The organism is Ruegeria sp. L12 (genome assembly GCF_056531745.1).
The window spans coordinates 1-11786 of record NZ_JBQFMH010000017.1 but is presented as its reverse complement, the minus strand read 5'-3'; the positions used below and the strand labels follow the sequence as shown (position 1 = coordinate 11786).

The following is an 11786-nucleotide window of genomic DNA, read 5'->3' as shown; positions in this document are numbered from 1 at the left end:
AAATCGTGTTACTATCGGTAAGGCGGTCTGACACAGGAGTCAGTTTCAATGAAAAAAGTCAAATCAGAAGATGGAAACAAGGAAATAGGTACAAGTAATTCCGTTCGCATACTTCAGTTTGTCTCAGGATTGTCAGGCTTTTTTAAAAGCCTTGCTAATAGACGGTCTCAGGCGGGTGGCTTCGAACCAGCGAAGCCCGTTGATTGCCACTTTGAACTCCGATTCTTCGACACTCCCTCAACTCAATCAAAACAAAGTGAGCCAACCTCCAAAAATAAGGATGGAACCGAAAGTAGCAAGACCCAAAGGGCCGAACCATTTTATTTACCATAATTTCGCTTACGCACCAAATTCTGAAGACGGGGTGGATTCACATCCGAAGTGCAAATTCTCCATCAATGTAGACGTTTGCATGAGGGAAACTAAGGGTCCGCTGCTACCCCAACATGAAATTGAAAGAATGTTTCACGGCGCAGAAAGTGTACGGAACAGCAGCCGCCACTCTGGTCTTCATACGCCGAGGATGCCCCCAAATCGGAATCCTTTCTATTTGGAAAAATCGCGAGCACCAGACACTCACTCGACTGGTGACCAATTCGCATCGGGATCGTAAGTCGAGATGTCAGCAATAATATCGAGTGTATCCGGACCGAAATCCGCCTCGTAGACTATACCGTTTTCGCCCACTAAAAATGAGTGGATACCTGTTTCTCCGTAATCCGAAGGCACCGCAAGCAAGGCGTGTCCCGCGACGAACCGATCGCCTACAAAGTAGGAATATGCTCCGCCAGGAGCATTCTGCCCCTGCCCCTGCAAAATTGTGAAGTAATACCCGAGGAACGGTTCGGGTTCGTAATCGGCCTCACCGTCGCTCCACCCCGAGGCGGCGGCGCGGGCAAGTGCTGCTCCGACAAAACTGTCTTCATCCGGCCAGAAGAGGCCGTTTCGCTCACCGGGATCCGATATGATGGTCCGGGCAAACTCCATGACGCCATCACCATTGTGATCCACGAGACGGAACGCTGCCTGTAGATCAACATAGGCCTCAAGCGTTTCGATCACGTCCAGTTCGTTCAAACCGATTTCACGTGCCGAAAGCTCTTCAATCCCGGCCTCTAAATCAAATCGCCAGCCGGTCTCGCCTTGCAGTATTGGAATTGGAAAGGGCCAACTGTCTTCGCCCAGCAGAAGGACGACCCCATCATTCTCGGGCTGAAAGCGATATCCTTCAGCGTACATGCCAAGCACGTCCCGCCGTCTTTGCTGATCTTCCGCTGGATCGCCCGTTCCGATCAAATCTTCGGCCTCGGGTCCGAATATCTCGAGTAACTTGTTCTGGTCGTCGGCCTTTAGGGCTTGGACAAAAGCGTCCAATGCGGTTTGCGGAGTTTCGAAAAGAGCACTGTCTGACAATGCCGGTCCGGTCGCCATGGCAAGAAGTGTAATAGAAAGAACCGATTTACGCATTTTACCGTCTCCTCTTGCCTTTGGCAGCGTGCCCACGATTGGACGCCTTGCGGGCTTTGCCGCCTGACGATTTTTTCTTCATCGCGTTACCTTTGGACGCTGCGGGCTTGCGCTGAGCCGCTGCCTTTTTTGCCTGTGGTTTCTTGGCGGCTTGCGGCTTCTTTTTTACAGTCTTCTTCGCCGCATCCGGCCGTTTGGTGCGGTCAATGGCCTGCTGCTTGGCTGCGGCCTTGTCCCGATCGACGTTACCGCGGTTCACCTGCGGCAGGGATTTGTCCCCACCACCCCGATTTGCTAGAGCACCGCCTGCGATTGCCCCTGCCCCTGCACCGGCGGCAACTGCCGCCGCGCCGTCGCGGCTAATGTCTGCAGCACCGGATTCTCGGCTTAGTTTCGCGCGGAGTTCATCAGTTCGACCTTCGGGGCGATTGACGGGCAGGTCGCCGCGGCCACCCTCCGGCCTTTTGTGATCTGCAATCTTGTCCCGGGCTTCTTGTTGGCGGTCTGGATTGGGGTTCCATCCGATACCGGTACGGTCGCCCAGATCGATCTCATTGCCAATATTGACGTTGCCATCGACGTCTATGTCGATGTCCGGGTTTCTGTATATCGGGCCACCGCCCCACCCGCCGCAATTCCGGCATCCCCAGTAGCCATACCAGTCATCGTCATCGTCAAAAATCTCGTCAATCAGCGCCACAGTGCCAAAGGTCAGCAGGGCCGCGCCCACCACGTCTCCGGTCGACGGGCCGGTATAGACTGTCTGAGGATTGTATTGTGGGACGTACACTGTTTCGGGTTCTGTCGGGGTGATGATTACCGTGTCGTCATTGGACACCTCGACGGTCTGCTCAGGCCCTGAAACAAGGGCACCGCTGTCAATCGCCTGATCGCGCATGACCTGAACCGCATCCATCACATCATCGGATTGGGCCAGCATGGCTGTGCCCATTGTCTCGGTCCAATCGATATGGGTTGCCATCTGACCAACGATTTCGGGGAATGCCGTCGCCAACACACTGACGGAAGGATCCCAGCCCATCGCTTCGATTTCCGGCTCAAGTTCAACGGGATCGCGCTCAGCGTTGTCCAGCAGATACCGCTCGGCCTTCACAATCTCCAACGGCTGTGTGGCGGCGACAAAAATCTGTATCAGCAATGTGTCGGGGTACAGAGCCACCGGAGCGACCAATGTCTGTAGCTCAGCGTCAGTTAAAAGGTCGGCGGAAGTCGCTGATGCATCATCAGTCGCAGCGGTGTCATTGGATGCCTCTTGTGCGAACAGGGCAGTAGATGCACCAATACCGAGCGCAAAAATTAGATATCTTAACATATTGCGATCCTTCAATTTCTAAAAGGATCACTCAAAAATCCGATTCTGGCAATCAAATGGGCAAAAGGATCGCCGTAGCGGGACAAATGCGCGGATCTTTTTTCAAAAAAACTGGGGGGGAAGACAATGAGTCAGGTGCTGACTTACCGCGATCGTCAAGGCAGATCCTTGCCTTCATGCATTTTCCAACCAAGCTAGGAAGGCAAGCATTGAAGCGACAAAGGCCAACTATCGCCTCAGTTCCTGTTAGAAAGCACTCCGGGATGATTGGGAATTTCACCCCCGGAAGAACTTGTTCCTCTGATCATCTCTGGCTCAAGAACAGGAAGCTCAGCGGTGAGCTTCGCAGCTTCCATTTTGATCGCTTCGGCCAAGTCTGCCACGAGGGAATTCTCAACCTCTCCGCGCGTAATAAGGGCAGCGATGACAGATACAGTCTGCACTTTCTGTCCGGGAAAGCCATACGGGTCCAAGTCTATCATCGCGTTCTGATATACCGGGTTGTTTTCCAGGAACGAAGAAACACTTGGACCGACAACCTGAACCAGCGTTAAGCCACACTTCGCCAGCACACGCCCGATCTGTTCATTTGGGTGCCCCAATACGAAGATGCTCGCATCAATCCGGGCCTCGCAAAGTTCGTCCAAGGCGTTCTTCGGTTCAAGCTCATAGGTTGAACCGAAGAAGTCCAGCTCAAGATCAAACTCTTGCAGAAATTTTCGGATCGTCGCATTCCGACCCGACGCGGATCGACCGATATCCACTGACTTGCCGCGCAGGTCTTGGATCGTTTCAATACCCGAACCTGGCGCTGCGAGGATCGTTACGGCTTCGCTGAACAGGGGCAATACGACACGGAGATCACTCATCGGGCCTTGTTGTGCGAAAACTGCGGTACCGTCGAAGGCCGCCTTTTGCCAGTCGGACTGCGCTATCGCAAAATCCAACTCCCCGGTCCTCATCATTGTCAGATTGTAGACGCTTCCCGGAGTCGGTTCAGGGCTACATCTGCGCCGAGAATCGTCACGTGCGTTAAACACATTGCAAATTGCTCGGGCAACGGGGAAATAGTTCCCAGATACGCTCCCGGACCCGATACTAAAAACTCTGACCTCTTCAGCGGCTGCAGAGCACGGCAATAAAGGGAAAAGTGCCAAGAAAAGAGTGAATAAGCGTTTTACCATTGTTCGGACCAATCGTATTATCACTGCAATTGTAACAAGTCGCTTCGATATGCCTGATTTTGTTTACGACATCCCTACAGACAGGCTGGCTATATGGTTTGTTCTCGTGGCTCTGGCTGCGGTGGCAATTGGGTTGTTTGTCGTCAAACCCGTTCTTCGAATTCTGCTGGGAACCGGCCCCGAATTCAACTCATCAATCAATTATGTCACGTCTGGTTTCAGTCTTTTTTACGGCTTGTTGCTGGGTCTTCTTACCGTCGCCGCCTACCAGAACTCGGAGCGGGCCAAAGAGAGCATTCTGCTGGAAGCGACGTCGCTGGGTTCATTATATGCGCAATTGAACGTCTATCCCGAACCTTACCAGAGCGAGGTGAAGCTTATCCTGAGGGACTATGTGCTTTATACAATCCACAGTGATTGGCCGGCACACCGGCAAGGTGGGATACTGAATGGTGGATACAATCGCGCGGAATCCATCAGACAGAAACTGGCAGAGTTCTCACCGATAACCCGATCAGAGCAAATTGTTCACACCGAAGTTATTTCGTCGTTTCAGGATTTCTCCGATGCCCGGCAATTGCGATTGGCTGGTGTGGGCACCGCTATCCCGAACGTCCTTTGGCAGGCCGTTCTGGTTGGAGCTGGGATCAGTGTTCTGTTGATGACAATGTTTCGGATCAGAGTACGCCAACATATTGTTCTGGGCAGCATCACCGCTGTTTTTCTTGGTGTCATACTCTTCGTCATTGTCACTCTTGATCGTCCGTTGCGAGGGCAAGCCGCACTACAGCCTGAGCCCTTTGAGCTTCTGTGGAGCCGCCTCATGGTCTGGGATGAACCACCCGGAGAGAGGTTCTGACATGGCTCGGTTCGATGTCAGGAATGTCGAAGGGATGCGGCAATTATGTATTGGGCTTGAAGACGAAACCGTCCAAGCCGCACGTGGGGCCCTGTCGAACTTTCACGGCGATGTTTCTTTTACTCCGAAACTGCCCGGCCCAGGTGATATTTTTCGGAGCATGTTCACACGGGAGTCCCGTATACGACCCTACTATTCGGGCACGGGAAAAGTATATCTGCAGCCGTCCCTCGCAGGCTTTCATGTGTTCGACGTCCAACCCAACGAGACGTGGATCCTGGAGCCCGGCGAATACTGGGCCAGTGAAGCGTCGGTCAATCTTGGTCTGCATCGCGACCCGCTTCTTGCAAGCTGGTGGGCAGGTGATGGTCTGCTTGCCTGGAAAACCAGGTTGCGCGGGGCAGGCAAAGTGGCAATTAACGCGCCCGGCCCGGTCGAGGAGGTATCCATAACGGACGGAGAGCTGAAGGTTCAGGGACGACTGGTTCTTGGCCGAACGTCCGGGTTGCGCTTTCGGTCCGTACGATCTGCAAGGTTCCCCAGAAACCTGATTTCTGGCCAGACCCGGCTCAGGCTGTTTGAAGGCTCGGGAAAGGTCCTTGTTTCCTGGACACCGTATTGGAACGAGTACCTGCACAACCAGATGAGCGGAGGCGATCATATTCGTGGATCATTGTTTGAGTAGCAAGGCCCGCTTGGTCTTGTAGCGGCCGACAAAATGACCTTCGGTTGTCCGATTACCGCAATGGATAGGCCTCTGGCGAAATCGAGCTGTGATCCTCAACATCCCATCCGAGTTTCATAAGATTGTCGCCTGCGATACGGGAGACCTCGCCTGAGACATACAAAGAAACGGGTACATCACCATTGCTTACGACTTTGGACGCAAAGTTATCAAGTACAGCCGTCCAACTCAGGTGGTCCACCGGCGCCATGATCACTGTTCCTGTGTCAATTGTGATGCCAACAATGGTACCTTGCTCACGCAGTTCGGCCAATGACGTCCTGGTGAGATGATACGTCCTGAGCATATCCAGCGTCTGCACCAGAAATCGGGCCTGACCCTCCGATCCGACGCTCAAAACCAAAGGAATTATTTCGGCTCGGCCCTGCACGCCCTCCAGTGATTTCAAGGAATCTGCGACCACAACCTGCATGCTGAGCGTATAGTAGCTGTGGCGGAGGAAACGATCGACCTGTTCGCGGGGAACATCGATGGACAACAGACTATCTTCGACACCGACGCGAAGATCGCCGGGCGCCGTATCCCAGACCCAGTCACTGAGCCGCGAGGAAGACGTCAGGACAAGCCCACCAGGAACAAGACTGGTCAGAACGTTGACGCCAAGACCACCAGCAAAAGCAGCCCAGGTAACCTGATCCAGCTTGTCCGCCAGTGCCTGATTGGTGGTATAAGGATCAACACCCAGTTCTTTGGCCAAACGGCGCCTTTGTTTGTCAAACCCAAGAATATTGACGGCAACATCTCCGCCGGTGCGCGCCACGCTTTCGGCAAGACTGTCGTTTGGTATCGCCTGTTGCCCGGATGAGCCGCCGGGAAGTGCAGATGCACTGCCGGGATCAACACCAGGTAGGTGGCCATTCCGGGTATCGCCCAGTTTTTGCAGCCCCGTTTTGGCGGACCTTCCTGTGCGCTTGAAAAAGCGACCAACACCGTCCGGGACTCCTTTCAGAGTTTCCTTTGGCTTCTTGACCAGCTGGCGCAGATTTCCAAACGTGTCTTCGGCTGTATCCTGGGCTGCTTCAACAAATCGCTCGTCGGTTTCCATATGCTCCAGCGCGGCAAGCGCTCTGATCTCGTTCAGCCGAACCGCGAGCATACCGGGCCCCGAAGCTGAAAACTGACCGAACTCGGTTTCAATGACGTATGTCGCCATGAAACCATCAGTCTGAACTTGGTCTTCCACGCGATAAATCTTGGCCTCAAGGGGAATATTGTTGGCCCCGTCTTGCGCCGATAAAACAGGGGGATCTTCATATTCTGCGCTCCAGGTGACATTTGGCAGGAACAATAGCAAAAAAGGCACCAGCCTTATGGCTCTACCGCGCTTCAAATTCATGTTCACCCCCCTGCCCCTTGTTCTTCAACCCCGGTCAAAACACCGACCAATTTAATCTATGCGCCAATTGTTCGATCGCCTTGGTGGCCAATATCGAGTTTCCCTTGTCATCCAGCCCCGGACTCCAGGCCGTGATTGAAGCGACCCCAGGGACAATGGCGACAATACCTCCGCCGACACCGCTTTTACACGGCAGACCTATTCGAAAAGCCACCTCACCTGAGGCGTCATAGCAACCGCAGGTCATCATGAGGGCGTTGATGCGACGGGCACGTTCCGGCGTGACACCCGCAGATTTTGCGACTGGTCCGACGCCGCCTGTTGCAAGGAACCGCGTGGCGGTCGCAAGTTGAAGGCAGCTCATATTGATGCTGCATTGCCGGAAATAGCGTTCGGTGACTTCGACCACATCGGATTGGATGTTGCCTTCTGCCTGCATGAAATAGGCCAGCGCCCGGTTTCGGTCGCCTGTTGCGACCTCGGATGCAAAGACCTCTTCGTCGACAGATATGTCAGGCGCGTCTGCCAGCCGCCGGCACAGATCCAGAACCGGGTGCGGTGCTGTCACGTCAGATTGATGGGCCAGGATCACATCAGACACCACGATTGCGCCGGGATTGATAAACGGATTGCGCGGTTTGCCGCGTTCGAATTCAAGCTGAACAATCGAGTTGAACGGATCACCCGAGGGTTCACGCCCTACGCGCCGCCACAACGTGGCACCAACATGTTCAAGCGCAACAACCAGCGCGAACACCTTCGAGATGCTCTGGATTGAAAACGGCAGCTCCGCATCACCGGCCGTGATTGGGGGGCCATCCAGTGGCGCAACAGCGATCCCGAAACGGTTGAGCGGTACGCGCGCGAGTTCGGGGATATAACTTGCCACCTCACCACGATTGGCATCTCCGGCCATTTGCACCTGAATATCGTCAAGAATGTGCTGGATCTCGGAAGGGTCAGGATGATTGGGCATCTTCGCTCCAGATTTTTTCGGATACGCCATCGGTTGAACCATTGAAGTCCTCATAAACAAAGACCGGTTCCTGTCCCGCTTTCCTCTGACCGAAATAGTCTTTGGTCAGTCGGTATACTGTCCCGGACAACAGCAGGATTGCCGTCAGGTTGATAACAGCCATCACACCCATAGCGGCATCGGCAAAGTTAAAGACCGTCGCGACCGTCTGCAGCGCACCCCAGACAACCATTCCCAGACAGGCCGCGCGAAGTGCGGTGATACCTGCTTTGCCCTCGAGGCCGAGAAAGACCATCGCATTCTCAGCATAGGAATAGTTGCCAAGTATGGACGTGAATGCAAAGAAGATGATCGCAATCGCAATAAAATACGTGCCGACAGGTCCGAGATGAACATCCAGCGCGTTTTGGGTCAATTGCATCCCCGTAGCTTCACTGCCACTCATCACACCTGACAGCAGGATCAACAGCGCGGTTGCAGTGCAGACAAGGATCGTGTCCACAAAGCACCCGAATGCCTGCACAAGCCCCTGACTTGACGGATGGTGCGGCGACGGGGTTGCAACGGCGGCAATATTCGGAGCCGACCCCATGCCAGCCTCGTTCGAGAACAGACCCCGTTTGATGCCATTGAGCATCGCAGCCATTAGGCCGCCCGCAATCCCGCCCGTCGCCTCTTGCAGACCCAACGCGCTTGAAACGATCAACCACAGCAGGGCTGGCACTTCGGTGATGTTCAGGATCATCACGATGATCGCAATCAGTAGATACCCGCACGCCATGAACGGAACGAGAATTTCAGCAACGCGCGCAATTGCCTTGATCCCACCAAAAATGACAACAGCGGCAGCAGCGGCGACCGAAACACCAACCCAGAGTTTTTCAATGCCAAAAGCTCCGTTTAAGGCCTCCGCGATCGAGTTGGATTGCACGGCGACAAATATCAGCCCAAAACTGATAATCAGGCAGACAGAAAACAAAGCGCCTGCCCAGGGGGCATTCAGACCTTTAGAGATATAGAACGCGGGCCCGCCGCGATATTCGCCGGATTTTGTCGTCACTTTGTAAAGCTGCGCCAGCGTGCTTTCGGAATAGGCGGTGGCCATTCCAACCAGTGCGACCATCCACATCCAGAAGATGGCACCCGGCCCGCCCAGTGTCAGTGCCACGGCGACACCGGCAAGATTTCCCGTACCGACACGTGACGCAAGGCTGACCGTCAACGCCTGAAACGGTGTTATGCCACGTTGGTCGGTGCTGGGCGCCGAAGTTATGACCCGCAGCATTTCGCCAAAGTGCCTAAACTGCGGTGCCCCAAGCCGGATCGTAAAATATACGCCTGCACCCAACAGCCCGTATATCAGGACGTAGTTCCAGAGAACGCCATTCAGGCCGTCTACAAAAAATTCCATCTTCAATCCTCATCTAAACAAAAGCTTCAATCTCCTGTTGGTCGTCGCCAGGCGTGTCTTATGGTTCGGTTGGATTTACAGCTGCGACCCGATTGGCAGGATCGCCAGAATTCCAGCCTTCAGATGGTCGAAAAAGCTGCCAGTTGGTTCGCTTCGGTACAACGAAATCGCTCCATCTTCGCGAAGGGATTTCCAAGTAACCCGGTCATTCTCGTCTAGCTGGACGAAATAGGTATTCTCCCGCAATGCTTCATCAAGCACGTGAACCGCACGTGCCGTCAATTCCGGAGAGTCTACCAAGACGCCCATTTCCGTGTTGATATTGACGGATCGCGGATCCCAGTTGAACGAGCCAACAAACAGATAACGGTCGTCGATCGTGAAGGCTTTGGTGTGAAGGCCCGCGCGCGACTGACCCCAGTTCACACCCCTCTGATGGACCTGGTCGGAATCGGGGCGCAGTTCAAACAGTTCGATGCCCCCGTCCAACAACGCGCGTCGTTCCTTTGCATAATGGGCATAGACCGGCGCCACATCGTTTGACGCCAGCGAATTGGTGACAACGCGCACTTCGACCCCACGACCCTCAAGCTCGCTCAGCCATTGGACCCCTTTCTTACGGGGGACGAAATAGGCCGACACGATATTGACCGAACTTTCGGCGTTCCGGAAATAGGGCACCATTTGCGATGCCAGAATGGGCTGATCAGCATCGGCCCCGGCTGCCTTGGATGGCGGGTCGGAATACAGTTTTGCCGGAACCCAATTCAGCCTGAGTGTCTTAAGGGTAAAGTTCTCTTGCGCCGCTTTTTTGACCGCCGCTGCATACGGGGTTTTCAGCGCTTCATCGACACGCGCATTCAGGCGCACGCGGGCATCTGCCAACCCCAGAGTCTCGGGTTCGCCAATCACCGCATGAGCGGGAACGGCAAATTCACTATTCCAGTATTCGTCGAAATTATCGGACACCTCGTTAACCACTGGCCCGGCCACGAGGATATCCAAATCGGCATAGTTCATCTCTTCCTTGGCCAGAAAATACTCATCCCCCACATTGCGGCCTCCCACGATGGAAACGGTGTTGTCTGCCGTTATGGATTTGTTGTGCATGCGCCGGTTAATGCGTTTGAAATCAGTCAGACCTGCAACCAGCAGGCTCTGATCGCGCCAGAATGGGTTGAATAGCCGGATCTCGATGTTTTCATGAGAATCCAGCGCCGCCGTCATCGCGTCATAGCCGGATGTGTCCATGTCATCGAGCAGCAGCCGCACGCGCACACCGCGATCCGCCGCATCCAACAGGCTTTGGGCAAACAATTGCCCGGTCAGGTCGTTGTGCAGCAGGTAGTATTGCGCATCGATCGACACATCCGCTTGCGCCGCCAACACCAGACGCGCGGCTAATGCCTCTTCGCCGTTGCTAATCAGCTTGACCCCCGACCGCCCGTCGCGCGGATCTCCCAGTTTGCGCACCGCAGTCGTCAACCTGCTGTTAGACGGGGTCTCGACCGCACGCGACGGGGTTTGAACAAATTCACGAGGTCCCGTCGAGCAGGCGGCCAGCGCGATCAGTCCCAGCGATACCCATAGTAGTTTTCTCGGCATCATTTTTCTTCCTTTAGCCTTATTCACCAGCCCTAATCGGCGGGGTCGGTCGATCTCACTTCCCGATATACCTTCGTACTTCGGCATCCCATGCTGGGCTCTTGCGGACAGACAGCAGGGCGCGATTGAGAACCTCGACATATTGGCTTTCATCCAGCAGCGCGAAGGCATAGTTCTGTTCTTCGAACTCGTAGGGCAGCACTTCGAGGTTTTCGAAGCGGCCCTGTTCGCGGCCGCGCAGGATTTCGTATTTCAGGGCGGGTGCATCCATGACAACCGCATCGACGCGGTCAGTGTCCAGGCTGGTGACTACCTCGGTCAGGGTGTCATAAGTCCGCGCTGCAATGCCAGATCGTTGTAAGTATTCTGCCGACGTTGAATCCGCCAAAGTTGCAACCCGCACCTTAGCCAGATCGTCGGGCGAACGAATTTCGGATCGGATCTGTTCCAGTGTGAATGCGCTGGCCAGAATGGCCGTGATGCTAGCAACCATGATTGTGCTGCCAACCGCCAACAAAGCGGAAAGTATCCGCGCCGTCGGCGTTTTGAACTCGTAATAGCGAATGGGACCGCGCGTCACGAACAGGAGGCCGATCACCAAAGCCTCCATCACCTTGCCGCCGCGCGATTTCATCGCGTAGAGCTTTGCGTTGATCTTGTGCTCAAGCAGGTAGAACACTCCGCCCACCAGTGCTGCTGCACCCAGCACGATGATGATTGCGGTCAGAATGCGCGGGCTCAGCAGGAACTGCCAAATAGAGCTGAGGTAGCTGGCTTTCTTGATCCCGATGGCCTTGTGCGTCTCGAAAAACGAATGAGAAAAGTCCACCCGTTCTTCACGCTCGGATGTGATCGAAAGACAGGACACGC

Annotated in this window: 11 protein-coding genes; 3 read left to right on the top strand and 8 right to left on the bottom strand. The window is 54.6% G+C overall.

Annotation, left to right across the window (positions count from 1 at the left end):
* Positions 1–48 precede the first annotated feature (48 nt).
* The gene (locus ACR0K9_RS18990; RefSeq protein ID WP_480825521.1) at positions 49–333 is read left to right on the top strand and encodes a hypothetical protein; all 285 of its coding nucleotides are present in this window, start codon (positions 49–51) and stop codon (positions 331–333) included.
* A 243-nt stretch (positions 334–576) separates the two neighbouring features.
* Here ACR0K9_RS18990 and ACR0K9_RS18985 read toward each other — a convergent pair whose 3' ends face one another.
* The 3 genes from ACR0K9_RS18985 to ACR0K9_RS18975 all read right to left on the bottom strand — a co-directional run bounded on the left by ACR0K9_RS18985 (position 577) and on the right by ACR0K9_RS18975 (position 3984).
* Entirely contained in the window at positions 577–1467 is an 891-nt protein-coding gene (locus tag ACR0K9_RS18985) for a DUF2950 family protein (protein WP_480581763.1), read from the bottom strand.
* A 1-nt stretch (position 1468) separates the two neighbouring features.
* Positions 1469–2800, bottom strand: coding sequence for a DUF3300 domain-containing protein (locus tag ACR0K9_RS18980; protein ID WP_480581765.1), 1332 nt, complete (start codon positions 2798–2800; stop codon positions 1469–1471).
* Positions 2801–3036: 236 nt separating this feature from the next.
* Complete coding sequence (locus ACR0K9_RS18975) at positions 3037–3984, bottom strand: TAXI family TRAP transporter solute-binding subunit (protein WP_480825519.1); 948 nt, start codon at positions 3982–3984, stop codon at positions 3037–3039.
* Here ACR0K9_RS18975 and ACR0K9_RS18970 point away from each other — a divergent pair.
* Positions 3965–4843: a bestrophin-like domain gene (locus tag ACR0K9_RS18970; protein WP_480581769.1), complete on the top strand. Its 879-nt coding sequence runs from the start codon at positions 3965–3967 to the stop codon at positions 4841–4843. The two genes, ACR0K9_RS18975 and ACR0K9_RS18970, sit on opposite strands and share 20 nt — an antisense overlap.
* Position 4844: 1 nt before the next feature.
* Positions 4845–5528, top strand: a complete 684-nt coding sequence (locus ACR0K9_RS18965) for an AIM24 family protein (protein ID WP_480581770.1) — start codon at positions 4845–4847, stop codon at positions 5526–5528.
* A 52-nt stretch (positions 5529–5580) separates the two neighbouring features.
* On the opposite strand, the gene ACR0K9_RS18960 is transcribed toward ACR0K9_RS18965, so the two are convergent.
* From ACR0K9_RS18960 to ACR0K9_RS18940, 5 genes are all read right to left on the bottom strand, one after another.
* Entirely contained in the window at positions 5581–6924 is a 1344-nt protein-coding gene (locus ACR0K9_RS18960; protein WP_480825517.1) for a hypothetical protein, read from the bottom strand.
* Positions 6925–6958: 34 nt separating this feature from the next.
* Positions 6959–7900, bottom strand: a complete 942-nt coding sequence (locus ACR0K9_RS18955; protein ID WP_480581775.1) for a glutaminase — start codon at positions 7898–7900, stop codon at positions 6959–6961.
* Positions 7884–9311: an alanine/glycine:cation symporter family protein gene (locus ACR0K9_RS18950; protein ID WP_480581777.1), complete on the bottom strand. Its 1428-nt coding sequence runs from the start codon at positions 9309–9311 to the stop codon at positions 7884–7886. The genes ACR0K9_RS18955 and ACR0K9_RS18950 overlap by 17 nt, the downstream gene beginning before the upstream one ends.
* Before the next feature lie 75 nt (positions 9312–9386).
* The gene (locus tag ACR0K9_RS18945) at positions 9387–10919 is read right to left on the bottom strand and encodes a phospholipase D family protein (RefSeq protein ID WP_480825515.1); all 1533 of its coding nucleotides are present in this window, start codon (positions 10917–10919) and stop codon (positions 9387–9389) included.
* A 52-nt stretch (positions 10920–10971) separates the two neighbouring features.
* On the bottom strand, positions 10972–11786 hold an 815-nt coding region (locus ACR0K9_RS18940; protein ID WP_480825513.1), incomplete at its 5' end, for a type 2 periplasmic-binding domain-containing protein.